This is a genomic window from Fundidesulfovibrio sp. YSD1, assembly GCF_055397115.1.
This window is the reverse complement of sequence record NZ_AP043666.1, coordinates 1,386,690-1,408,913: the sequence shown is the minus strand read 5'-3', so window position 1 is coordinate 1,408,913 and position 22,224 is coordinate 1,386,690. Positions and strand designations below refer to the sequence as shown.

Annotated in this window: 25 protein-coding genes; 23 read left to right on the top strand and 2 right to left on the bottom strand. The window is 57.9% G+C overall.

Annotation, left to right across the window (positions count from 1 at the left end; genetic code table 11):
- Window position 1: 1 nt before the first annotated feature.
- From ACZ5V4_RS06555 to trbJ, 9 genes are read left to right on the top strand one after another with little or no spacing between them, the layout of a single operon-like run.
- Window positions 2-388, top strand: coding sequence for a TraK family protein (locus ACZ5V4_RS06555; RefSeq protein ID WP_464317377.1), 387 nt, complete (start codon window positions 2-4; stop codon window positions 386-388).
- A complete protein-coding gene (locus ACZ5V4_RS06550; protein ID WP_464317376.1) occupies window positions 389-1,243 on the top strand; it encodes a nucleotide-binding protein in 855 nt (284 codons plus the stop codon). It abuts the gene before it with no gap.
- A complete protein-coding gene (locus ACZ5V4_RS06545) occupies window positions 1,240-1,674 on the top strand; it encodes a hypothetical protein (protein WP_464317375.1) in 435 nt (144 codons plus the stop codon). The genes ACZ5V4_RS06550 and ACZ5V4_RS06545 overlap by 4 nt, the downstream gene beginning before the upstream one ends.
- Complete coding sequence (trbB, locus tag ACZ5V4_RS06540; protein ID WP_464317374.1) at window positions 1,674-2,744, top strand: P-type conjugative transfer ATPase TrbB; 1,071 nt, start codon at window positions 1,674-1,676, stop codon at window positions 2,742-2,744. Before ACZ5V4_RS06545 ends, trbB begins: the two co-directional genes overlap by 1 nt.
- Window positions 2,744-3,064, top strand: coding sequence for a TrbC/VirB2 family type IV secretion system protein (locus ACZ5V4_RS06535; RefSeq protein ID WP_464317373.1), 321 nt, complete (start codon window positions 2,744-2,746; stop codon window positions 3,062-3,064). Before trbB ends, ACZ5V4_RS06535 begins: the two co-directional genes overlap by 1 nt.
- A 12-nt stretch (window positions 3,065-3,076) precedes the next feature.
- On the top strand, window positions 3,077-4,159 hold the full coding sequence (locus ACZ5V4_RS06530; protein ID WP_464317372.1) for a hypothetical protein: 1,083 nt from the start codon (window positions 3,077-3,079) through the stop codon (window positions 4,157-4,159).
- Between the two features lie 2 nt (window positions 4,160-4,161).
- Window positions 4,162-4,440: a conjugal transfer protein TrbD gene (trbD, locus tag ACZ5V4_RS06525; RefSeq protein ID WP_464317371.1), complete on the top strand. Its 279-nt coding sequence runs from the start codon at window positions 4,162-4,164 to the stop codon at window positions 4,438-4,440.
- Entirely contained in the window at window positions 4,440-6,854 is a 2,415-nt protein-coding gene (locus ACZ5V4_RS06520) for a VirB4 family type IV secretion/conjugal transfer ATPase (protein ID WP_464317370.1), read from the top strand. Before trbD ends, ACZ5V4_RS06520 begins: the two co-directional genes overlap by 1 nt.
- A 30-nt stretch (window positions 6,855-6,884) precedes the next feature.
- Window positions 6,885-7,679 (top strand): P-type conjugative transfer protein TrbJ, encoded by a 795-nt coding sequence (trbJ, locus tag ACZ5V4_RS06515; protein WP_464317369.1) that lies wholly within the window; start codon window positions 6,885-6,887, stop codon window positions 7,677-7,679.
- Here the strand turns inward: trbJ and ACZ5V4_RS06510 are convergent.
- Window positions 7,676-7,909 (bottom strand): hypothetical protein, encoded by a 234-nt coding sequence (locus ACZ5V4_RS06510; protein ID WP_464317368.1) that lies wholly within the window; start codon window positions 7,907-7,909, stop codon window positions 7,676-7,678. The two genes, trbJ and ACZ5V4_RS06510, sit on opposite strands and share 4 nt — an antisense overlap.
- Here ACZ5V4_RS06510 and trbL point away from each other — a divergent pair.
- From trbL to ACZ5V4_RS06485, 5 genes are all read left to right on the top strand, one after another.
- Window positions 7,890-9,089, top strand: a complete 1,200-nt coding sequence (trbL, locus tag ACZ5V4_RS06505) for a P-type conjugative transfer protein TrbL (protein WP_464317367.1) — start codon at window positions 7,890-7,892, stop codon at window positions 9,087-9,089. The two genes, ACZ5V4_RS06510 and trbL, sit on opposite strands and share 20 nt — an antisense overlap.
- A 65-nt stretch (window positions 9,090-9,154) precedes the next feature.
- Entirely contained in the window at window positions 9,155-9,583 is a 429-nt protein-coding gene (locus ACZ5V4_RS06500; protein ID WP_464317366.1) for a single-stranded DNA-binding protein, read from the top strand.
- Window positions 9,584-9,625: 42 nt separating this feature from the next.
- Window positions 9,626-10,351: a VirB8/TrbF family protein gene (locus tag ACZ5V4_RS06495; protein WP_464317365.1), complete on the top strand. Its 726-nt coding sequence runs from the start codon at window positions 9,626-9,628 to the stop codon at window positions 10,349-10,351.
- Between the two features lie 9 nt (window positions 10,352-10,360).
- Window positions 10,361-11,416: a P-type conjugative transfer protein TrbG gene (gene trbG, locus ACZ5V4_RS06490; protein ID WP_464317364.1), complete on the top strand. Its 1,056-nt coding sequence runs from the start codon at window positions 10,361-10,363 to the stop codon at window positions 11,414-11,416.
- Between the two features lie 8 nt (window positions 11,417-11,424).
- Entirely contained in the window at window positions 11,425-12,687 is a 1,263-nt protein-coding gene (locus tag ACZ5V4_RS06485) for a toxin co-regulated pilus biosynthesis Q family protein (protein ID WP_464317363.1), read from the top strand.
- Between the two features lie 21 nt (window positions 12,688-12,708).
- On the opposite strand, the gene ACZ5V4_RS06480 is transcribed toward ACZ5V4_RS06485, so the two are convergent.
- Window positions 12,709-12,882, bottom strand: coding sequence for a hypothetical protein (locus ACZ5V4_RS06480; protein ID WP_464317362.1), 174 nt, complete (start codon window positions 12,880-12,882; stop codon window positions 12,709-12,711).
- Between the two features lie 37 nt (window positions 12,883-12,919).
- Here ACZ5V4_RS06480 and ACZ5V4_RS06475 point away from each other — a divergent pair, with 37 nt between their 5' ends.
- From ACZ5V4_RS06475 to pilV, 9 genes are all read left to right on the top strand, one after another.
- Window positions 12,920-14,626 carry a pilus assembly protein gene (locus ACZ5V4_RS06475; protein ID WP_464317361.1) on the top strand — a complete coding sequence of 569 codons (1,707 nt, stop codon included), beginning with the start codon at window positions 12,920-12,922 and terminating at the stop codon, window positions 14,624-14,626.
- A gap of 1 nt (window position 14,627) precedes the next feature.
- Window positions 14,628-15,896, top strand: coding sequence for a type 4b pilus protein PilO2 (pilO2, locus tag ACZ5V4_RS06470; protein WP_464317360.1), 1,269 nt, complete (start codon window positions 14,628-14,630; stop codon window positions 15,894-15,896).
- Window positions 15,871-16,506: a type IV pilus biogenesis protein PilP gene (gene pilP / locus ACZ5V4_RS06465; RefSeq protein ID WP_464317359.1), complete on the top strand. Its 636-nt coding sequence runs from the start codon at window positions 15,871-15,873 to the stop codon at window positions 16,504-16,506. The genes pilO2 and pilP overlap by 26 nt, the downstream gene beginning before the upstream one ends.
- Before the next feature lie 10 nt (window positions 16,507-16,516).
- A complete protein-coding gene (locus tag ACZ5V4_RS06460; protein ID WP_464317358.1) occupies window positions 16,517-18,064 on the top strand; it encodes a GspE/PulE family protein in 1,548 nt (515 codons plus the stop codon).
- On the top strand, window positions 18,061-19,140 hold the full coding sequence (locus tag ACZ5V4_RS06455; protein ID WP_464317357.1) for a type II secretion system F family protein: 1,080 nt from the start codon (window positions 18,061-18,063) through the stop codon (window positions 19,138-19,140). The genes ACZ5V4_RS06460 and ACZ5V4_RS06455 overlap by 4 nt, the downstream gene beginning before the upstream one ends.
- 3 nt (window positions 19,141-19,143) lie before the next feature.
- On the top strand, window positions 19,144-19,620 hold the full coding sequence (locus ACZ5V4_RS06450) for a type 4 pilus major pilin (RefSeq protein WP_464317356.1): 477 nt from the start codon (window positions 19,144-19,146) through the stop codon (window positions 19,618-19,620).
- Between the two features lie 68 nt (window positions 19,621-19,688).
- A complete protein-coding gene (locus ACZ5V4_RS06445) occupies window positions 19,689-20,681 on the top strand; it encodes an ATPase, T2SS/T4P/T4SS family (protein WP_464317355.1) in 993 nt (330 codons plus the stop codon).
- A complete protein-coding gene (gene pilM / locus ACZ5V4_RS06440) occupies window positions 20,678-21,106 on the top strand; it encodes a type IV pilus biogenesis protein PilM (RefSeq protein ID WP_464317354.1) in 429 nt (142 codons plus the stop codon). The genes ACZ5V4_RS06445 and pilM overlap by 4 nt, the downstream gene beginning before the upstream one ends.
- Before the next feature lie 3 nt (window positions 21,107-21,109).
- Window positions 21,110-22,222 carry a shufflon system plasmid conjugative transfer pilus tip adhesin PilV gene (gene pilV, locus ACZ5V4_RS06435; RefSeq protein WP_464317353.1) on the top strand — a complete coding sequence of 371 codons (1,113 nt, stop codon included), beginning with the start codon at window positions 21,110-21,112 and terminating at the stop codon, window positions 22,220-22,222.
- Window positions 22,223-22,224: the final 2 nt, after the last annotated feature.

Genomic DNA, 22,224 nt, shown 5'->3' with positions numbered 1-22,224 from the left:
GATGACCACGGATGATGAAGATCGTAAGACGCTGGCAGAGTTTTCAACTCAACGCGGCGCTGCTTACAGGCTTGTTTTGGCTCAGAAAGAGGACATTGTCAGATGGATGGACGAAGGATGGTCAGCAAAGGCGATTTATCACTTGTTGAAAACAAAAGGGATGACGACTGTTTCATATGTAACATTTAGAAGAGCTGTTACTAAGTTTCTTGCGCAGGATTCAAGTAAGGCGAATCAAAATGATGTGCATAAAGTGAATAAAGCAAATGGGGCTGACTCAAGGAACAAGCGCCCGCGACCGCATGAAGTGAATCGTGAGTCACAGCCGAAGAAATTTATGACAATGACTGGAATGGATCACATTGGACTCAATAAAAAGGACGATTAAATGGCAACATTACATTTCGTAATGCAGGGTAAGGGGGGCGTGGGGAAGTCGTTCGTGGCTTCCACGTTGTTGCAGTACTTCATCGAATCCGGACTCAATGCCCGTGGCATTGACGCAGACGCCGCCAACAACACTTTCGGGAGTTACCGCGAGCTTGACGTGGTGGTCCTGCCGCTGGTCGCCGAGGGCAGCAGGATCGAGCCCACCGAGTTCGACCGCATTGCCGACATCGCGGCGGCCATGCCCGAGGAGGGCCACTTGGTCATCGACACCGGCTCCTCGGCTTACCGCCAGCTCTGCGAGTATCTTCTTGATGTCAAGGCATTCGCGGCCGAAGGCGTCTACCGCGAATACGGCCATGCCATCGTGATCCACACTGTTGTTGCTGGCGGCGGCGGGCTTTCCGACAGCCTGGACGGTGTGAACGACATCATCTTCAACTTCAAGAGCCTCCCGATTTACGAAGGAGAGGTCTCGGATGGCGACGCACCCACGTTCGTATTCGAGAGAGGCGCGGAGCAGTACCACCGCCAGTTGCTTTCAGGCGTTCCGCTGGTCGTCTGGCTCAACCCCAAGGACGGCAGAATTCAGATCGAGGGGAAGAGCTTCTTCGATTTCTCGATCTACCAGAAGTTCATGCAGGCCATCGACGCAGTGATTTCCTTGCCGGTCCACGACGCAGCGACCTTCGGCAAAGACATTTCCGAAATGCTGACCAGGCGCGAAACGTTCGACGCCGCCATCAGCAGCAGTTCCAGGCCGATCATGACCAGGCATCGTCTCAAGCGTTACTGGAGCGAAATCACGACGGAACTGGCGCTGGCCAACGTCATCTCCATCGGAGAAATGCAGTGACCACTTCGGACACCACGGAAGCTGTCCAGTCCGTGCCTGCGACTGGCCTGAGCATCGAAGAGGTGCGAACCATTTTGCACCGTGAGGCCGGGGTCTCCATCTCCAAGGATGACCCGCTCTGCCTTTTGGTTCCGATCCTCAACGCCTACATGTCCGAATTCGAGAAGTTTGCGGGGAAGCACCGTGACGGATTTTCTGTGTACCTCAACAGCGAAGGAACAAAGTTCCTGGATCAGGCGCGAGAGGCTGCGGACACTCTGACAAAAGGCGTGTCGCAGTCGTCGGTTTCCGAGATCAAGGAGATTTTCCAGGGCGTCAACAAGAGCCTCCTCAATTTCCAAAGCAACATGCGCTGGCTCACCATCGTCGTGGTCTGTGTCTCCCTGGCGAACGTCCTGGCAGTCATCCTGAGCAACTTCGTGAGGCATTGATGAGCAGTACAACAGCGTCGGAAGTTGTACCCGACGCCTTTGCCACCGAAGCGGAACGCGAGGTCCACGAGAAGCGCATGGTCAGCCTCCGGGCCTCCATGGGAGCCACGGCCCTCGGCGCGCTCCAGGACCCGACGGTGCTGGAAATCATGCTCAACCCGGACGGCAAGCTCTGGGTCGAGAAGTTCGGCGCGCCCATGGCGCACGTCGGGCGGATCGACACCTACAAGGGGCGGCGCATCCTCTCGCTGGTGGCCGCCGCCCTGAATACCGTCATCACCCGGGAAGAGCCCGTGGTCGAGGGCGAATTCCCCCTGGACGGCTCTCGCTTCGAGGGCATGGACGCCCCCATTGTGACCGGTCCTGCCTTCGCCATCCGGAAAAAGGCGGCCAAGGTCTTCACCCTGGACGAATACGTGAGCGCCGGGGTCTTCCCGGCCCGGCTCAAAGAGTTCTTCGAGGAGGCCATCACTCGCCGCCAAAACATCCTGGTGGCCGGGGGCACGGGCTCAGGCAAGACGACGCTCACCAACAGCCTCATTGAAACGATCTCGCGGCTGTGCCCTCACGACCGGATCATCACTATGGAGGACACGCGGGAACTCGTGGTGAAGAGCCTCAACCGGGTGGAGTTCCGGACAACGGACTTCGTGAAGTACGAAAAGCTGCTCAAGACGACTTTGCGCCTCCGGCCTGACCGCATCATCGTCGGCGAGGTTCGTGACGGCTCCGCTCATGATCTCCTGAAAAGTTGGAACACCGGCCATGATGGCGGTCTCGGGACACTGCATTCCAACAGTGCGTTCGAGACTTTCCAGCGCCTGCGCGACCTGGTTGCTGAACGTGTCGTCTCGCCGATGCATTCTCTTATCGGTCAAGCTGTGGACGTTATCATCTTCATTTCAAAGACAGAGGAGGGGCGGCGAGTTACGGAAGTGTTGAAAGTCAACGGCTATGATGAGGTAAAGCAACTTTACGATGTTGAGTATATATACCGCTATCGTAAGGCGTGCGTTCAAGAAGGAAATTGGTGGAAAAAATACAGCAACAAAGAGAAGGAGGCCGCGTAATGCGACTGAGCAAAAGTGTCACGTCGGTTGTCTGTCTGGGCCTGGTGCTGGTCCTTTGTCCCGAAGCCTCCGCCTCCGGCGGAATCGAGCAGTTCGCGTCGCCGCTGGAAAAGGTAGTGGGAACGATCACCGGCCCGGCCGGACGCTGGATTTCCATCGCCGCCATGGCCCTGTGCGGCGTGATCTACATCTTCAACAAGGACGATCTCTCGGGCGGCTTCAAGCTGCTCATCGGCGTGGTTTTCGGCATCTCGTTCATCGCCTTCGCCGCTGGCATTGTCGATGCCCTGTTCTCGTTCAGTGGCGCGGTCATCTCGTAAGGAAGGAATGACATGGAAGAATCGATCCTCACGGCAATTCAAAGCCTTACGCGGACCGCTGCGGGCATTCCTGGTGGCCTGGAGGCCATGAAGGCGGCAATGGCAAGTGTCCAGGAAACTCAGACAGCTCAAGTCGGTTGGGGCTCCGGCGAAATATTACCTCAAGAAGGACAGCGGCTTGGCGAAAACCAGGAGGCCGTATCTTCCGAGACGTCCGAGACGGTTGAAGAGATGGAACCCGCGTCTGGTGACTTCGAGGCGGGGTTCGGGTCCGACCTGGCGGGAATGCCGGAAGATACGGCCGAACCGGAGGTAACGGCCGATCAAGGCCAGGCGGAAGAGGAAGGCCCCTCTTTGGTGCCTGACAGTGGCAGGTATCCGGCCGAACGCATCCTCACAGGCGAGGTTCCCGAGGATGCCGTCCACGATCTCATGGGGAGATGGAAATCCGGCCTGGTGGGCACGGCATCCGAGGTGCAACCGGCCGAAGACAACGCTCCTGCCGTAGGGGAAACTCCGATCCCGGACCTCGCGGACAGCCTGGATTCGGCCGGAGACGTGCTTGATCGCGCGCTTTCCGAGATTCGGATGATGATGGACCAGGTCAAGTTCTCCCGAGGCGTGGACCCCGACCAGGTCGAACAGTTGATGCAGGAGATCGCGGCCACGCGCGAGGGCGTCCTCGCGCTTGACGCCGTGGTGACGGAACTCCTCGGTGAGGTCCGGACCGGCCAAGTTGCCCTGGAAGCCATGAAATCCGCCATGCCGGACTCGTCGGCCCTGAACGAGTTGCACGGCCAGGTCATCGAGCAGCACCGTAGCCTTGAAGCTGGGCTGACTCAGTTCGTGCGCGAAACCCAAGAAGTCTGCTCCAAGGGGAACGCTGACCTTGGGAACTTCTTGGGCGCGGAGCTGGCCAAGCTTCACCAACCTCTCGCCGCCTCGCAAGAGGCCATGGGCCAGCTCGTCAACTCAGTTTCCGGCATCGAGGGCATGAAATCGAAGCTGGTCCAGACTTGGCGCATTTCGGTCTTCTGGCTGGCCGTTGTGGTCATCTACATCCTGATCCGTAGCGGTCTGAGCTTCTTGGGGTAGCCATGAGGACATACCCCATCTTTCAGTCGTTGCACCGGCATAACCACATCATGGGAGCCGAGCGGGAGCTGGTGCTCCTCAATGTGCTGTTCTCATTCCTCGTCGGGGTCGGAGGGCTCACGGCCCTTTCAGGACTGGTCGCCGTCGTCTTTTACGTCGTCACGATCTTTGTACTCAGGAAGATGGCCAAAGCCGATCCGATCATGAGCAAAGTGTGGTTTCGCCACATGAAGCTCCAGCTCGTGTACCCCGCTAAATCCGGCATCTGGAGAAGGCAGTAATGCTCAACTTGCGAAACTTCCGTCCGCAGACTCGGGGATTTTCGGACCTGCTGCCCTATGCGCTGCTTTGCGCGCCCGGCGTGGTGCTCTGCAAGGACGGTACGCTCATAGCCGGGTTCACGGCCAGGGGCCAGGACACGGCTTCCAGCACCGCAGACGAGCTGGCGTACGTCTCCATGCAGTTCAACAACGCGGTCAAGCTTCTTGGATCAGGCTGGATGATCCAGACTGATGCCGTCCGGACCAACTATCACGCCTATCCTCCTCGTGAGGCGAGCCATTTCCCGGACCCTATTTCGCAGCTCATCGACGATGAACGTCGTGCCTTCTTCAGCGACGACCTCTGCTTCCGTACAAAGACAGTCATACTGCTCAGCTACAAGATACCTTTCGGCGGCGACAAGGTTGCATCACTGGCGCAAACAGGCCTTCACCAAACAAACGTGTTGGAACGGGCAATCAACACATTCCAAAACACCATCGCGGAATTAGACGATGCTCTCACATCGGTGCTCAAGCTTCGTCGTCTCGACGATTACAGCGTGTTCGACGAAGACGGCACGGAGCATCTGTACAGTTCTCTTTTGTCTCATATCCAGCTTTGTCTCACTGGAGTGGAACACCCTGTGCGTGTTCCAAAGGTTCCGATGTATCTGGATGCTCTTCTTGGCTCCGAGGATTTCATCGCTGGCCTTTCTCCCCGAATCGGAAATCAGCACATCGCTGTTCTGAGCATCGACGGATTTCCGCAAGAGAGCTGGCCAGCCATGTTGTCGTCCCTGGACGGTCTCAGGCTCCAGTATCGCTACTCGACCAGGTTCATCTGCATGGACCAGTTGGAGGCGACGAAAGAAATCGACTCCTACCGCAAGGGCTGGCAGCAGAAGGTTTTCCGGTTCCTCGACAAGTTCTTCAACAATCCCAATCCCCGCGCGAACCGAGACGCAGCTCTAATGGTCGAAGACGCTGAGCAGGCTCTTGTGGATGTCCAGGGCGGGCGAGTGGGCGCGGGGTTCCTTACCTCCTGCATCGTTCTGTTGCACGAGGACAAAGAAGTTCTGCGCGAGTGGGCACGCGAGTTGCGCCGGACGATCCTGGCTCTGGGCTTCGGCTGCCGGATTGAGACGATCAACGCGGTGGAGGCCTGGCTCGGAACTCACCCGGGCAACTGGTTCGCCAACCTGCGCCGCCCCATCGTCAACACGCTCAACCTGGCGGACCTGCTGCCCCTGGCCAGCGTGTGGACGGGCGAGCAGTATTGTCCCTGTCCTTTCTACCCCGAGGCCTCCCCGCCCCTCATGGTGTGCACCACGGACGGGTCCACGCCGTTCTGGTTCAACCTGCACGTGCGCGACCTAGGGCACACCGCGATCCTCGGACCCACGGGCTCCGGCAAGTCAACCTTGCTGGCCACCATCGCCGTCCAGGCCCGGCGCTACGCCAACGCCCAAATCTACGCATTCGACAAGGGCATGAGCATGTACGCCACCTGCAAGGGCACAGGCGGGACCCATTACGAAATCGGAGCTGGAAAGGCCCTGTCGTTCGCCCCTCTGCGTCACATTGACGACCCTTCGGACATGGCCTGGGCCGAAGAGTGGATCGCCACGCTCCTGGAACTCCAGCGCATCACTGTGACCCCCGGCAACCGCGTGGCCATACACAACGCAATGGTCCAGCTCCGTGCAGACTCCCCGGAATTCCGGAGCCTCAGCCATTTCAAGGACGCCGTGCAGGATCACCGAATCAAGGAAGGGCTGACACACTACACAATCGAGGGAGCCATGGGCAGCCTCCTCGATGCGTCGGCAGACTCGTTCGGCGTTTCCAGGTTCATGGTCTTCGAGATCGAGGATCTGATGAGCCTCGGCCCCAAGAACACCGTCCCGGTCCTGCTCTATCTTTTCAGGTTCATCGAACGCTCCCTCAAAGGCCAACCCTCGTTCATCTTCTTTGATGAGGCGTGGATTATGTTCGCCGATCCCACTGCCAAGGCCAAGATGAAGGAATACTTCAAGGTGGCCAGGAAGAAGAACTGCGTAATCATCCTGGCGACCCAAAGCATCACAGACGTGGTGAACGGCGGAATGATGGACGTGGTTGTCGATTCATGTCCGACCAAAATCTATCTGGCTGACCAAACCGCCCGGCAAGAGTCCCGTGCCGAAATGTACAGAAAATTCGGTCTCAATGACCGTCAGGTTGAAATCCTCGCCTCTGCCACGCCACAGCGCGACTACTACATGGATACGCCCATTGGTCGCAGGCTCATCCAGTTGAAGTTGCAAGCCAAGACACTCGCTTTCGTTGGAGTAAGTGATCCCGAGAGCATTGCCAGGATTAAAGAGCTTGAAACTATCAACGGTGCCGACGGGTGGCAGTTGGAATGGTTGCGTGAACGGGCAGCGTCCTAATGGAAACGTAACGCTACACAGGAGGAAGTGATGAAGACTATTTTTTTAGCGATTCTTTTTCTTGTCATTATGTCGATGAACAACCAGAGCAATGCACAAGTTGTTTGGTGCTCTAACTGTAGTGAACAATTCACACAAGCTCTTGATCGTGTCACGAATCTTGAGAAGCTGAAGGAAGTGTACACTCAGGTTGCCGAGGCTTTGAAACAGACGGAGCAACAAATACAGCTCGTAATGACCACGTTCGACCAATACCAGAACATGCTTCAGAACACCATGAGACTCCCTAGCAAGATCATCGGCCAGGTCAAGGGCGAATTCAGCAAGCTCATGTCACTGACAAAAGAGTTGGATGTCCTGCGTGGCGACGCTTCAGGCCTGAGCCAGATTTACCGTGCAGTCTACACCGGCCGGAGCACCCTGGAAGGCGTGGCCAAGCTTGCGGATGCACCCAAGCAGTACCGGGAGATGTTCAAAAAGATGGCGGAAGAACTGGACCGGTCGCAAGAGGCCGCGTTCCAGGCTTCGGGGAAACATATTCAGGATTTGGAAGAGAAGGCCGCCGAACTGGATTCCCAGCTCGACGACCTTCTTGAGACGCCCGAGGGCCAGATGCAGGCGATCCAGTCGGGCAATCAGATTGCCGCAATGCAGCTTCAAGAAATGCAGAAGCTCCGGTCGCTCCTTGCTGTTGTCTCTCAGCCTGACATCCAGAAGCAGGCTTATGAAAGCAAGAGGCAGCAAGTCAAAGACGAACAAAATGCAAAGGCGCTGGAAAGCCTGAAAAGAGTCGAAGAAGAATCAATAAATAAGACTCAATTTTAGAATTTTGTCTTATTCATTTTCTCTTTTTCAACTCGCTCTAATGATTCAAGTGATTTTTTATTTTGTTCTTCTTGAATGGCTGTTTTCTTTGCGGCTGCTCGGCATTCTTGAAGTTCTGCGTTGAGGGTAGCGTTGGTCTTCGTCAACTCGTTAATCTTTGCTGAATCGTTGCACGCTGACAGCGAGACTGCAAGAACAAGGAAGAGAGACATGAAGAACGTAGTGCGCATCACATACTCCTTTGTGGTTGTGTTGGCATTATCTACAATAATCATGTTTGCCATGCAAGGGGATTCTGTTGCGCAGACTGCTTCCGGGAAGTCGATCATAGGCCAGATAGTCGGAAAATATGAGCAGGCAACGCAACAGTGGGTCGAGCCATTAAAAAACGCAGCACTTTCATTGTTTAAACTGTGCGTTCTTCTTAGTGTTGCTTTACTTGGTGTCAACGTTGCTCTCAATCGCGACGATATACCAAGTATTCTAAAGCAATTTATGATGATGATCATTACTGTCGGCTTCTTTCTCTGGTGTTTGCAAAATTATGAAGAATGGACAAGCGGAATTATTAAAGGCCTTCCTTCTCTTGCAAAGAATACAGCTTCATTCGACATCGAAGACCCTGTGGAGATTGGAATCAAAATGGTCACGCTTTCTTTTAAGAACTTTTCAGCTTGGGACATTGGAGAAGGAATTGCAAATGTAGTAATGTGTTCATTGTGTCTAGTTTGTCTTGCATTAATAACTGGCATGTTGATTCTTGTGAAATGTGAGGCTTACGTCGGAGTCGCTGCCGCTGTGCTTCTGATGGGTCTTGGCGGTAGCACGCTATTCAAAAACTATGCAGTTAACGTGATTCGCTATGTCTTTGCGACAGGGTTCAAACTGCTCACGATGACGCTAGTAGCGGGTATTGGGGTGCAGTTTATCACCAGCATGAACATGGACAGTCTTGCTATCGGCGACTTGGTTGCCAACGTCGCAGCCGTCTTGATCCTCCTCCTCTTGACCAAGGAAGTGCCCGCCATCGTCTCCGGCATCATCTCCGGCTCCAACGTGAGCAGCGGCCTCGGCGGCATGGGCAGCGGCCTGGCTGGCATGGCCGGTGGCCTGATTGGCGGAGCTGCCGGGGCTGCCCTGGGCACTGCCCAGACCGCGCGAAACCTTGGCACGGCCGCCAAGGTGGCGGGAGCCTCTGGTGGGGGGCTCGGTTCTGTAGGCAAGGCAATGTGGGACGCCCACCAGGCGGCCCGGCAGCAGCCCCAGGGCAAATTCAGCCACGCCGAAAGCATGGGCGTCCACCTCAAGTCGCGGCTCCAGGAGATGAAGATGAAGCAGTCCAAGCCCCAAGGCGGTTCTGGAGACGCCAATGGAGGAGGCGGGGGAGTCGAGGGCGGGTCGGGTGTATAGGCCGCCGCAGGCCGTAGGGCGAAAGCACGAAAAGACGAAAGCAAGATTCGGATCGGAGAATCACAATGCGAATGAACAAAGTGTGTCTGGCCGGGCATCTGGGCATTGATCCGGTGATCATCCCAATGCCGTCCGGCACTCCTGCCGTGGAGTTCACGTTGGCCACAGACGAATCCTACAAGGATCGTGAAGGAAACAAGGTGAGCCGCACTGAATGGCATCGGATCAAAATCTACGGGCGAGCGGCGGAATACACCTTCTCCCACATCTACAAAGGCTCCCACGTCTACATCGAAGGGTCGCTCCGGACCCGCTCCTGGGAGGACAAGAAGACCGGCCGGAAACGCTATTTTACAGAGGTTGTTGTGAGCGGCCCCCGCGACAGCATCCAACTCCTCGGAAAGCGCGAACCCAAACAGGCCGAACATGCCGAGCCCGCTCCATCGGCAGAAGACCTCGGACCTGCTTTCCCGTCAGCAGATGTTCCGTTCTGACGGAAGATGTAGAGCACAATCTGAAAGCACAGTGAGATGCACATGAAGTTTTGGAAGTCGAAAAAGGACTTGCGAGGAAGAAACTTTGAGCCAAGTGAGAGCGCCCAGCAAACGTTGAAGTCCTCATACTTCAGCGGGCGTGAGGAATGGCTCGAACGATATGGCAATTACATCAAACGTGAAAGAAGGTGGCAGGTGGTCGCCATCGTGTGTCTGTGTATCACGACAATTGCCGTTGCAGGCAATGTGATCCAGGCCACGCAAAACAAGATCGTCCCCTACGTGGTTGAAGTGGACAGCTTAGGCAAGGTCGCAGCTGTTGAGCGGGCCGCAGCGCCGTCGGCCACGCCCACCCGCGTGATCCAGGCGGAACTGGCCACTTTCGTGAGCAACTGGCGGACGGTGACGGCGGACCTCGACCTCCAAAAACGGATGTTGGAACGGCTCCAGTATGCCGTGGCAGGAGCGGCAAAAGGCCAGATGCGTGAATGGTACGCGGCGAACAACCCATTTGAACGCGCTAAAAACATGCTTGTCCAGGTGGACATCAAGAGCCTGCCCTCTCCGGTGAGCGCCAATTCCTGGCGCGTGGAGTGGATCGAGACGACCCGGAATCACGCAGGCGTGATGATGAACCAGGGGATGTTCCAGGCAACCTTGGCGGTCCAAATCGAGCCCCCCACCACGGATGCCGCAGTGTTGAAGAACCCAGGCGGCGTCTACGTCACCTCCATGTCCTCGTCCACAATCATGGAACCAAAGAAATAGGACTCTGAGATGTACAAGCACCTTCTTTCCGCGCTGATACTCGCTCTGGCCCTGCCGCTTCCGGCGGTTGCGCAGCAGGCTCCCGCTCCCGGCCCGGACCAGGCCAAAGCCTCGACCGCACAGACTGCGGGGCAGAGCGCCACGGCTCCGAAGGTCAAATCCATGAGCGCCGCAAATGCTTCCGAACCCGTGGGCGAGCGTCCGGACATGGACATGGAAGCTTTGCTCACCAAGGGCGGCAAGAAGGGCAGGGTATCAGACCCGCTCCCTCCCTCGGACTACCTTAGCCGATCCTCGATCCCTCTGACGGCCAAGGAGCGCCAGGCGCTCAAGTTGGCCGAAGCCTGGGAGACCCAGAGTGCTCCGCCGATCTCGGCCAACGGAAAGGTGATGTACACCTACGGTGCCTCTTACCCGACGGTCATTGGAGTGCCGAACCTCATCTGCGACATCGAGCTGCAACCTGGTGAGAACGTCAATGAGGTCGTGATCGGCGACTCGGCGCGCTGGATCGCGGACACGGCGCGATCCGGAAACACGACCCACGTGCTGGTCAAGCCGGTGGACGCCGGGCTCATGACGAGCGCCGTCATCACCACGGACCGCAGAGTCTACCACCTCAAGCTCATAAGCCAGCGGGCGGGCCTGACCCCTTACGTGGGGTTCCTCTACCCCGAAGACTCGGGCGGATCAGGCACGGGCTTGCGCCAGAAACTTTCCGACGCCAAGGAGGCCCGCGAAAGGGAACAGCGCATGAAAGCGCTGGAGCCCGAGCCTTCGGACCCGAGCAAGCTCAACTTTGATTATCAAATAAAGGGCGACACATCGTGGAAGCCTCTTCAGGTCTACGATGACGGCCGTCAGACCTACATCAACTTTCCGTCCTCGATCCAGTCGGGTGATGCCCCGGTTCTGTTGGTCCGGAGCGGCGGACAGGACACCCTGGCCAACTTCCGAATGAAAGGCACGTCCATGGTTGTGGATGGTGTGTTCGCCGAAATGTCCCTGCTTTCGGGCGTGGGGATGAAGCAACAGCGCATCACTGTCAAAGCCGCGAAGAAGTGAGGTTTTCGATGCGCAACATCATCCCCATTCTGCTCCTTGTGCTGCTCCAAGGGTGCTCGATGCATTCCCGGAATCGTGACGATCATCACGGGCTGCCGGTGTACGACGGCGTGAGCGCGGCCTATCCCGGCGTGTCCTACGCCCTGGCCAGCGCGGCCGCCGAAGAACTGGCACGCCGGTATACTCCGGCGCAAACGACTCTGGGCGTCGGAACCGACGCCACGGATTTCAACCGCGACCTTCGGGCCGCCCTGCGCGCCCTGGACTTTTCCGTGGTCCCCTCCGGCTCACTTCAGGTCGGGTACACGCTGGACCTCATCAAGGATCAGGTGCCGCCCACCTGCTACCTCCAGGTCCGGACCTCCGAGGGTGAAGCCTTCGGAATAGTCCGAGAGCTGTCCGCCTATTCCGCGCCTGCTGCTTTGGAGTCGCCTCCTACACCCTCGTCGTCGGAAACACGGCCACTCGAATCCAAGACGCTGCCGGACGAACCTGCCGCGGCGAGCCCCCCGGCTTCGCCAGGCGTACCCACCGAGGCCACTGACATCCCGGTCCCCGTTTCGCCAAGGGCCGTGAGCACTCCCGCAGAGCAGAAATCCACGCACGCCACCCCCATGGCCACGGTCCGGGTCAAGAGTTCGGCGTCGCGCTACGCTAAGAGCAAGCGGATTGCGGTTGCGGATTTTTGCCGATGGAACCAGGTCCGGCCGGAGACGGTGCTGGAGCCAGGTCGCAAGGTCTTTGTGCAGAGTCCTGACCCGGCCTTGAGCACGGTTGCCCCGCAGGAAACCAATCGTGACCGGCCTTCCAAGCCTTTGGTCGAATCCAATTCCCGGGGGCAGTCTCCGGCGGGCGCTCTTGCCCCCGCTGCTCCCGTCGCCCTGTCCGTCCCTCCCAAACCGGCAGACCCGGTTCCGGCTGCAACTCCGGCCGGGTCTGCCCCATCTGGGCCGTCTCCTGTTCAGGATGCGCTTGCAGAGCTGTCCGGCTCCAAAGTGGAAGAGCCAAAGACTGCCGTTCCCGAGGAACCGGACCCGTGGAGGATCAGCCCTGGGAGCCTGCACGGTCAAATTCAAGGTTGGGCCATTAGGGCTAACTACCGGGTAATTTGGCGCGCCTCGTGCGACCTCGAAATGCAATCAACAGCTTCGTTCAATGGCTCGTTCGTTGATGCGATTCGACAACTGTTCTCCAGTCTGCACCGAAGCGGTTTTCCGCTCCGAGTTACGGTCTTCAAGGGCAACAAGGTTCTAGAAGTTGCTGAGGACTAACAGTATGTTTTTATGGTCATGTCACTCGGATAGTTTTTTGAAAAAATATCGATGCATTCCAATCAATTTATCATCGTGGTCACTTGTGTTTGTGCTGCGGTTGAGATTGTACGCAATAACGAGGTTTGATGCGACCACTGCTCGCGCAGCCATGCGAATTTCATTCTTGAGTTCTTGGAACTGCTTTTCGTCCACTTCGAATCTCCTCCCGGGCGGGGGCAAAAGGGTGAGCATGAGTAAGCTCTTTGTACAGAGAGGAGTGACTGAACACAACACGGCCATCAGTCGTAAAGAAGGAGAAGGACAAGTGACGTTGAATCGGAAATTGATGCCGGTGCTGGTCGTGCTGATCTTGGCGCTGGCCATGGGGGGCTGCGCGGACATGAAGAAGCTGGACAAGTCCGTCCGTGAAGTCGAGCAACAAGGCGAGAAGTGGAAAGATCAAAGCCGGTCCAGGACGGTGGAGGTCACGGATGAGCCCTACTTGGGTGCTCAGTCTGTGCCGCTGAATTCCATGGTCAGCCCAATCCTCAACCGCCAAGTGACGTTCAAGCGCAGGGGCAGCTTGTCAACTGTGGCCACGGCCATCGGCGAACTCGTGGGCATCCCGGTCCAGGTCTATCTTGATGAGGATTCCAAGGCTCCTCTGGCTAAGCCTGAACCCCGCCAACCGCAACCCCAGCCCCAGACCCAACAGCCCGCGCCAGCAGAGATCGACGCCAAGCTGGAGGCGCTGCTCGAAGGGGGATCGGGGGGCTCCAGCTCCAGCACCGCCCCGTATCTGTCCGGACAAATCTCTGTGTCCTATGAGGGCGCGCTGAAGGGTCTCCTGGATCATGTGGCCGTCCTCTCAGGCTTCGGCTGGGACTATGACGCAGGGAAGAACCAGGTCGTATTCGCCAAGACCCTCGTGAAGACATTCGTGATCCAGGGCGCTCCGGGCAAGGTCTCTTACGACAATCGGTTGACGAACAAATCCAAAGAATTGAGCGCAGCCACGGTTGGGCTCGGAAGCAGCGTCGGCCAGACGGTGCAAAACGCGGATACGTCCACCCAGACTGCGCAAAGCAACACCACCACGCTGTCTTTCGATGTCTGGGGGGACACGGAAAAAGCGGTCAAGGCGCTCCTGTCGCCGAAGGGGAATGTGGTCATCAACCAGGTGGCTGGTACTCTCACGGTCCGCGACACGCCGCAGGCTCTTCGGCAGGTTTCGGCTTACATCGACGACGTGAACGCCCGCATCTCGCGCCAGGTCGCCCTTACGATTCAGGTCTGGCAGCTCACGGTCACGGATTCCCTTGATGGCTCGGTGAACCTGCAAGCCATTTTTGAGAACAACGACATCAAGGTCGTCGCGGGAAGTCTTGTCGCGGGCGGCGACATAAGCACGGCGGCGGCAACCATCGTCTCCGGCAAGCTCAAGGGCTCCACCGCAGTTCTGAAGGCTCTCAAGCAATGGGGGAAGGCCTCCCAGGTCACGTCGGCCGGTGGCTTGGCCATGAGCAATCAGCCGATCCCTGCCATGGCCATCGAGCGCCACGCGTACTTGGCTGGCGTGGGCACGTCCCAGACCACGGTGGCCAACACCACCATGGTTCAGCCGGGTGAGGTGACGACCGGGTTTTCGATGACGGTCATACCTCACATCCTGGATCAGCGCCGTGTAATTCTGCAATACAACGTCAATATATCCAGTCTCGACAGCATGCAGGAGTTCAAGACTGCGGACGTGACGGTTCAGCTTCCGCAGGTATCCACCCAAGCTTTTGCCCAGCGTGCGGCGCTGAAAATGGGGCAAACGCTCGTCCTGTCCGGCTTCGAGAAAGAGAAACGGGGCGCAAAGAACCAGCTCGGCATCATCACTGGCGGACGTCAGTCCGACTACGGCAAGACACTGCTGGTCATCACCATTTCCGTGGAATCCGGCGAGGTATGATATGCGCCGGGTTGTGATCGGCAAGGCCCATTTCGCCGTCGGGCTGCAATGGGGGCTGGGCAGTTCCAGACTCACGCTCGCGGATTTGCGCCAGGAAGCCAAGCGCATGGACCCGGATTTCAATGTGCTGGCCTTCCGTCAGCGGCAACACGGTTTTGGTGCCGCCGTAAATGTCCAGGGGTGGCGACAAGTGCGTGCCCTGGCCGCGTCTATTCAGATTCCTTCGCCATCGTTCCTCGGCCTCTTTCGACTGGAGGATGCTGATGGTCCGTTTTGGTGGATGTACGCCACGTCGCAGTCCTTGATTGTCGGCATGGGAGATCGCGTATTCACCTCCCGCCAGGAGGCGGAAGCCGCGATCCTGTCTCTCCGTGGCCTCATGGACACGGATTTCGAGGACCGGATCGTCTGTGAAACGCTGGATGAAAGCGTGGCCTGGCTCACGCCTCTCCTGGACTCGTGGCTGCGCGCGCGCCTCTCCTCTCGTAGAAGCCCGGCCTTGGTGCCTCTGTATCCCCAGCCAGAACGCCGCAGGACGCTGATCCTTGCAGCCGGACTCGTCGCTGGGCTCCTTGGCGGAGGTTACGCTGTCAAAGCTATCCTCGATCACCAGGCGGAACAGAAGCGCGTCGACGCGATCCGGCTTGCCCAGCAAAACAAGGAGCAACAGCGCAGGGAACTCCAAGCCAATCCAGAGAAAGTATTTCCCCGGCCGTGGCACGACGCGCCTGACGTTGACGGAACTCTACGCCAAGCGCTGGCCGAGATGCTGGCCCTCCCCACTGTGGTCTCCGGCTGGGAGTTGGAGGGCGTGCATTGGGAGGGCTCATCCCTCGTGTTGTCCTGGGGTTACCGTCCAGGCGCAAGTTACGTTCGCCTGCCGATGGCTGCCCGGGTGGACACGCCCCAAAGGTCAACCTCTCGTCTGGCGCTTCCGGCGGTTAAGCGCTCTCCAGGTTCTTCATCGACTCTTCTTTCGCGTCAGGATTGCACGAGACTGTTTTATCAGGCTGTGCAAGCGATTGGTTGTCGTTTGAAGCTCTCTTTCAATCCTCCGGAAAAGCGCGTCATTGATAATGTTGAAGTGGTGGCGCCCTGGATTTCTGGTCAGTGGGAATTCAACTCAATACCCGCCGCCGTGATTGCTGACGCCTCATTCCCTGATGTTTTCACGACCATGCCTGGCATGATCCTCACGCGGATCGAGTTAAGCAAAGACGTTTGGACGATGAAAGGAGCAATTTATGCTGTTGAATCAGGCTCGAAATAAGGGAAAACAGCTCTTCTTCGTTCTGGGAGGAGTTCTGTCAGCCGTGTCGCTGGCCTTCATGGCTTCGCGGCTTGACTTCTGGCCGCCTGGCACTCCCTCCGCGTCCGCGTCTCCGCCCTCCGTCAAGGTGGCGAGGAACTCTCCTGAGCCGAGAGCGAAGCCGGTTCCGGCCGCCCCTGAAAGCAAACCGAAACCGGCTGGCGAGCCCATCAAGGGCGCGCCGTTTCCCGTGCCGGATCAGAGCGCCGGAAACCTGGCCGTCCTGACATCGCTCAGGGCCGAGCTGGAGGAAACCAAACTCCGCACGGCCATTGCCCAGGAGAAGGAAAAGCAGATCAGCAAGGCTCCTGTCGCTGTCCTTACCCCGCCACCTGCTGTTCAGGGGACTCCGCCGCCTGCCAGGACACCGGAAAAACAACGGGAAACGGCCCCCGTCGTTGTGTCTGTCCAAGGTGTTGACGGCTCAACCACCGCCACGATTCGGGCTAGGGGCAAGCTCACCACGGTCAAGGTGGGCGAGAGCTTCGGTGGCGGCATTGTGAGCAGCATAACCCGCGACGGTGTAGCCGTGAAAACTGGCAAGTCCGTCATCACCTACCGCTTTGAGTAGGAGCATCGTGATGGAACGTCCTATTCTTTCCGATACGTCCAACTTCCTGCCTTTCATACCGGACAAGATCAAGCAGCGTGTGGCTCTTGTTAACGGGATTTTACACCTCTCCAACGAACTCAAGGGCAACCTGGAGATGGTTTCCATGGTGGAAACCATGCGGCGCAGAGGCGTTACTGAATACAAGTTTCATCACCCTGATGATTTCGATAAAAAATTCTCTCATCGAGTTGCAAAGGAGGCGACGAAGAATGAAGTGCAGGCCTATGCTGCTGATCTAATCAAGAAGGCGCGTCAAAGTGACGCCTCCGATATTCATATAATCGATTACGGAAGTTATACGATTGTACAATTCCGTGTTCTTGGGCTTTTGGAAGACTATACGCAGCTCGGGGAGAAGTTTGGAAAGACTTTGATCTCGACGATCTATCAATCCCTAGCCATGGGCGACTCGGCCTCGTTCTATCGCACTGACCGCCAGGACGGCAGGATTCATGACAAAAAGTATTTGCCTCCAAGTGTGCATTCGGTTCGCGTGCACTGCGAACCTATTGAGTGTTCGCAAGGTGAGGACGGTCTTGGAACGTCCATGGCGCTTCGCCTGCTTTACGATGGAACAACGGCGTCGGGGACGCTCACCGAGCGACTGACAACGCTTGGGTACATGCCGGATCAGTGCAGGATTCTGGAAACGCAGGCCAGGCGCACCGGCCTGCACATAATCTCCGGTCCTACTGGCTCCGGCAAAAGCACCGCGCTCAAGCACGTGATGGAGTCGCTGGTGGCAAATAGCCCCGGCCGCTCGTACTACTCCATCGAAGACCCGCCGGAAGTGCCGATGAAGGGCGTGCGCCAAGTCCGCGTGGGCACGAACAGCAAGCTTTCCCGGTCGGAGAACTACTCGGATGCGGTTGCAGGCTCAATGCGCGGCGACCCCGACACCATCATGATTGGTGAGATTCGGTACGTCGAGGCCGCGACAGCCGCCATCGAAATATCGCTCACGAGCCATGCCTGTTGGACCACGCTCCACGCCAGCGATGCCCTGGGCATCGTCACGCGCCTGGCCAGCCTCATGGCCAAGGACTTCGCCAACCCGCTGGACCACATCTGCCACGACAACGTGCTTGCGAGCCTTGTGTATCAGCGCCTTTTGCCCGTGCTGTGCCCGGAGTGCAAAATCAAGTTGTTCTCGCTGACGCGCGAGACGCTTGGGAGGCACATCGATTCTGATGTTCTGACGCGCCTCTCGTCAGTCTGTGATGACATGGATGCCGTGCACGTTCGCGGCCCTGGCTGCGAAAAGTGCAAACAGCGTGGCGTTGTGAGCCGGACTGTGGCTGCGGAAGTGATCGACATGGATCAGGAGATGCTTCGACGGCTGAGGAAAGGCCAATACACCGAAGCCTCGGACTACTGGCTCAACGACAAGGGCGGCACGACATACCTGAACAATGCTGTCACGCTCATCCAGAATGGCACGGTTGACCCCGCCATGGCGGAGGAGCAGCTCGGCGTCCCGCTCAACTTCCACAAGACCTATCGAGTTCGCAAATGATGACGTTCATTTCGCGAGAAGGCCTGGCTGAATTCCTTGCCCAAATGTCGTTTGGCAGCCGTGTGCGCGAACGCACCTGGCGCAAGCTCTCAGCGCAAATCCGCCACGGCATGAGCCTGTCCCAAAGTCTCCAGCAAATGGAGCGCCGCGCGCTGGATCGCCGCTCGCCGTCTGCCCTTGTGTTCACGCGGGTACTTGAGACTTATGACCGTGGACATAATCTCGGGGTCTCGCTCGCCGGGTACGCCAGTCCCGAGGAGGTCATGCTCATTTCGGGAGGCCAGCACTCCGGGCGGCTCTCCGAAGGTCTGGACCTGGCTGCGCTGCTGCTCGCGTCTAGACGAGGGATCGCCCAGTCTGTCTTGAGCGCTCTGGCTTATCCCTGCCTGCTTTTTGGCATGGTCCTGGTCCTGCTTGTCGTGGTGTCCGTGGTGGTTATGCCGAAGTTGGCCGTGCTTTCCGACCCTACGTCCTGGACCGGAGCGGCCGCCCTGTTCTACGCCGTCACGGATTTTGTCGCTTCACCCTTGGGTGTGGCCACGCTGATCTCTTTCCTCGCTCTTGTCCTCGCCGCCCTTGCGACCCTGCCTGCCTGGACGGGCAAAGGGCGACACCTGGTCGAATCCCTGCCGCCTTGGTCTATTTACCGGCTGACCGTTGGTACTGTGTGGCTCTTCACGTTGTCCACGCTCATGCGCGCGGGAATGCAGCTGTCTCATATCATGGAGGCAATGATTAACTCCAAAAGTGTGTCTCCATATCTTCGTGAAAGACTTGTTGCAATTCAAGAGCATGTTGGTCTTGGAAAAAATCTTGGAGAAAGCATGTATGATGCTGGATTTGAGTTTCCAGACCGTGATTTGATTGATGATATGCGCGTCTATTCAGGGCTTCCTGCTTTTCATGAAAACATCCACGATCTTGCTAAGGAGTGGATGTCAGATGGTGTTGAGCAGGTTCGACGCCGGTCAAAGATTTTGAACTTTGTCGCAATAATCATGCTCACTGGAATTGTCGTCGCTATCGTTGTGTCCATTAGTTCACTTCAATCTCAACTTCTTCCGACTGGAGTATGAACCATGACGTTGATTGAAACCCTCGGCAGTCTGCTCATCGTGCTCATCGTCATCGCCAGTGCGGCCTTGGGCCTGAATTCAGCCTTCTCCAGCTCCAAGCTGGCGGACATGGAGCAGGGCATTGTGACAATGCGGATGCAGGTCCAGCATATGTACTCGGGCTCCAGTGACTATTCGGGTCTGGACAACGCCTTGGCTCTCAAGGCGGGCGTGGTGCCCAAGCAGTTCGTGAAGGGCAATACCATCAAGAATCCGTTCGGTGGCGACGTGACCATTTCGCCTTCGCCAGACAATTCCGCCTTCTCGATCCAGCTCACCAAAGTGCCGCAGGAGCAATGCACCAAGCTGGCACGGTTTCAGACGGACGCTTGGCTGTCGGTGGACATCAACGGGACCACCATCGACACGTCCACGGGCACGGTGGCGGACATCATCGCCAACATCACCAACAACAACACGATCACGTTCACAGCCAGATAGGGCGAAAGGCTGAAAGAGCGAAAAGAAGAAATAGCGAAAGCAAGAAAGAACGAAGGCGAGGAAACGCGATGCCGCTCTCTGACCTGGTTTTTTCCGACTTGATACTTCTCCCGGACGGAACGGCCACTCTCAAGGGATGCCCTGGCCACGGCCAGCAGCTCATACCTGTGCCGGCCAAGTTCCTGCCCGAGGTCAAGGATCTTCCCCGGCTTCTGCTCAAGGCCGTGGAAGAGCGGCGTACAGTGGACCCAACGATTGATTCACGCCCGGAGGCGGCGACACTTCGGTACGAGCACAATGGCGTGTTCTACCGCGTCGCTGACCTCCAGGATGTGGACTCAGGGCGGACCTGGTTCCTGCGCCGGATACCGTCCAAGGTTCCTGCCTTGACCAGCCTGGGTCTGCCTAAGTTCCTGGTTGAGTGGTTGCTGCGTCCCGAACAACGCCAGGGACTCATCCTCATCGCCGGTGCCCAGGCCTCAGGTAAGACCACGACCGCGAGTGCGCTTGTGGCGGAGAGACTGACCCTGCACGGTGGCCACGCCGTGACCTACGAAAACCCTGCCGAACACATCCTGGGCGGAAGGTACGGTTCACACGGCCTCTGCTTCCAGTCCGAGATTCACGGCGAGCAGGAGCTTGCCTCGAAGATCGAGAGAAGCCACCGTTTCGGCTCGCCCAACATCATTTTTATCGGAGAAATCCGCACGAAACACGCTGCGGTCGAATCGCTCCGGATCGCCCTCGGCTCCAAGCAGCAGCTCGTCATTGCCACGATCCACGGTTTTAGCTTGATCGCGGCCCTGGAGCGCCTGGTCAATTGGGCCAGGGAGATAGACGCAAACGCCCCCGAGAACCTGGCTTCCGCGCTCCTCGCCGTGATCTTTCAGGACTTGGAGGCGGAGCCGAGATTCGAGAAGGTGCCTCAATCCCTTCTGGTGCCGTTCACTTCTGAGCACATGCCCATTCGCGCGAAAATACGTGAAAATCAGCTCTGCGCATTGCAAGAAGAGCTTCGTGCGCAACGCAACAACATGCTGCATGGGCTGATAAAGTTATGAAAATCCTTTCAGTGCTAGCATTCTTGTTGGGTGTACTGGCCCTTATCCAGTTTGTTCCGCGTGATCCGGTTGATGCGCAAAAGGGTAAGGCTGTCGCGCTCAATTATGCCGTGTATCGCAATGCAGTATTTCGGTTCGTGTACCCCAACAACCGTACCCCCGGCGACATCGCTTTGGCATCCCTGTCCCTGCCTGGAGGTTGGAACCCAATGAGGCCATGGTCCGCGCGCATCGATAACCAGCGTCTCTATGTCTGGGGGCCTGCCACGGCTGATGAGATCGCGGCGGCGCAGGACTTGTTCTGGGGAAGCTTGGCGGTTGGACGTGCGGAAAGCGGCCGTCTGGAGCCGAGTTATGGAGGTGTAACGCCTGTGCCCGCCTTCGTTCCCAATGGTAGTCTCGTCAGTATTGTGAGCACGGAGTAACCCATGAAGCTCATCGAAGTTGTTGGTGCTCTCATCATCATGATGTTGTTGCTGCCCATCTTGGCCAACCTGTGGATGCAGGGCTCGGATGAAATGGCAAAACGACAGGCAGCCGACCAACTGGCCGTGGTCAGCAAAGCGGCCGCCGGGTACACCCGCAAGCACCAGGCCACGCTTGTGACTCAGACAACGGCCAGTAGCGGGCCGGTTATCGATACGACGGCCCTGATTGTCGAAAACCTGCTGCCGGTCGGCTTTGCAGGACGCAACGTGTGGGGCCAGACTTACCAGATATACTTCCGCCAACCGTCCTCAAATACCCTTCAGGCCGTGGTGCTTACCACGGGAGGTCAGGGAGCCACCCCACGCGCTCCACGCTTTGCCTCCGCCCTGGTGCCCTCAGCCGCCGCCATGGTCGGCGGCTCCGGTGGCTTCATCCCCACCGGCGACGTGCCCGGCCAGTCCTCCAACGTCCTCCAAGGAGCATTCGGCGGCTGGTCGCTGGACTTGGCCAGCGTGGGCATTCCCTCCCCGGGCGCTGGCCATCTCGGTTCGCTCTCCACTTTCGATTCGAGCAGCCTCGGGCAGGACTTTCTCTATCGGGTCGGCGTCCCTGGCCACCCGGAGCTGAACCAGATGCAGACTGACATCGACATGACGGACCACTCGATCCGGAACCTGCACGAGGCGCAGTTCACTCCCCGCCCGCTGACCACGGAGGCGTGCGACTCAGACACGGAAGGACGGCTGTTTCTTGATGCGGAGCAAGGTTTCTATGTCTGCCGGAACGGCAAGATGGAGATCGTGGCGGACAGCGGCAACTCGATGTTGCTCAAGAACGCGTTCCTGGCAGTGGACGGTCAGGTGGTGGACAAGCCGGTCTGCGCTTCTGGCTCCAGCACCGTCCCCCAGATTTTCGTAAGTCCCACGCTAGCAGCCGCAGGTGCGGATGCACCGCCGATTACAGCATTCCAGGCCTGGGCCACGGACATGAGCGCCACGCAATGGCAAGTCCACCTGCGACTGCTCACCACGGATGACAACCTGGGCTGGGTCAACCCAGCCCCCAACTTCGGACGCATTCTGGTCTACACCACATGCGCCAAAGGACCGTAGCC

What these genes read in the sequence shown, in the direction of transcription:
- ACZ5V4_RS06555 (WP_464317377.1), top strand. Translation starts at nt 2, where the DNA reads ATGACCACGGATGATGAAGATCGTAAGACGCTGGCAGAGTTTTCAACT.
- ACZ5V4_RS06550 (WP_464317376.1), top strand. Translation starts at nt 389, where the DNA reads ATGGCAACATTACATTTCGTAATGCAGGGTAAGGGGGGCGTGGGGAAG.
- trbB (WP_464317374.1), top strand. Translation starts at nt 1,674, where the DNA reads ATGAGCAGTACAACAGCGTCGGAAGTTGTACCCGACGCCTTTGCCACC.
- ACZ5V4_RS06535 (WP_464317373.1), top strand. Translation starts at nt 2,744, where the DNA reads ATGCGACTGAGCAAAAGTGTCACGTCGGTTGTCTGTCTGGGCCTGGTG.
- ACZ5V4_RS06530 (WP_464317372.1), top strand. Translation starts at nt 3,077, where the DNA reads ATGGAAGAATCGATCCTCACGGCAATTCAAAGCCTTACGCGGACCGCT.
- trbD (WP_464317371.1), top strand. Translation starts at nt 4,162, where the DNA reads ATGAGGACATACCCCATCTTTCAGTCGTTGCACCGGCATAACCACATC.
- ACZ5V4_RS06520 (WP_464317370.1), top strand. Translation starts at nt 4,440, where the DNA reads ATGCTCAACTTGCGAAACTTCCGTCCGCAGACTCGGGGATTTTCGGAC.
- trbJ (WP_464317369.1), top strand. Translation starts at nt 6,885, where the DNA reads ATGAAGACTATTTTTTTAGCGATTCTTTTTCTTGTCATTATGTCGATG.
- trbL (WP_464317367.1), top strand. Translation starts at nt 7,890, where the DNA reads ATGAAGAACGTAGTGCGCATCACATACTCCTTTGTGGTTGTGTTGGCA.
- ACZ5V4_RS06510 (WP_464317368.1), bottom strand. Translation starts at nt 7,909, where the DNA reads ATGCGCACTACGTTCTTCATGTCTCTCTTCCTTGTTCTTGCAGTCTCG.
- ACZ5V4_RS06500 (WP_464317366.1), top strand. Translation starts at nt 9,155, where the DNA reads ATGCGAATGAACAAAGTGTGTCTGGCCGGGCATCTGGGCATTGATCCG.
- ACZ5V4_RS06495 (WP_464317365.1), top strand. Translation starts at nt 9,626, where the DNA reads ATGAAGTTTTGGAAGTCGAAAAAGGACTTGCGAGGAAGAAACTTTGAG.
- trbG (WP_464317364.1), top strand. Translation starts at nt 10,361, where the DNA reads ATGTACAAGCACCTTCTTTCCGCGCTGATACTCGCTCTGGCCCTGCCG.
- ACZ5V4_RS06485 (WP_464317363.1), top strand. Translation starts at nt 11,425, where the DNA reads ATGCGCAACATCATCCCCATTCTGCTCCTTGTGCTGCTCCAAGGGTGC.
- ACZ5V4_RS06475 (WP_464317361.1), top strand. Translation starts at nt 12,920, where the DNA reads ATGAGTAAGCTCTTTGTACAGAGAGGAGTGACTGAACACAACACGGCC.
- pilO2 (WP_464317360.1), top strand. Translation starts at nt 14,628, where the DNA reads ATGCGCCGGGTTGTGATCGGCAAGGCCCATTTCGCCGTCGGGCTGCAA.
- pilP (WP_464317359.1), top strand. Translation starts at nt 15,871, where the DNA reads ATGCTGTTGAATCAGGCTCGAAATAAGGGAAAACAGCTCTTCTTCGTT.
- ACZ5V4_RS06460 (WP_464317358.1), top strand. Translation starts at nt 16,517, where the DNA reads ATGGAACGTCCTATTCTTTCCGATACGTCCAACTTCCTGCCTTTCATA.
- ACZ5V4_RS06455 (WP_464317357.1), top strand. Translation starts at nt 18,061, where the DNA reads ATGATGACGTTCATTTCGCGAGAAGGCCTGGCTGAATTCCTTGCCCAA.
- ACZ5V4_RS06450 (WP_464317356.1), top strand. Translation starts at nt 19,144, where the DNA reads ATGACGTTGATTGAAACCCTCGGCAGTCTGCTCATCGTGCTCATCGTC.
- ACZ5V4_RS06445 (WP_464317355.1), top strand. Translation starts at nt 19,689, where the DNA reads ATGCCGCTCTCTGACCTGGTTTTTTCCGACTTGATACTTCTCCCGGAC.
- pilM (WP_464317354.1), top strand. Translation starts at nt 20,678, where the DNA reads ATGAAAATCCTTTCAGTGCTAGCATTCTTGTTGGGTGTACTGGCCCTT.
- pilV (WP_464317353.1), top strand. Translation starts at nt 21,110, where the DNA reads ATGAAGCTCATCGAAGTTGTTGGTGCTCTCATCATCATGATGTTGTTG.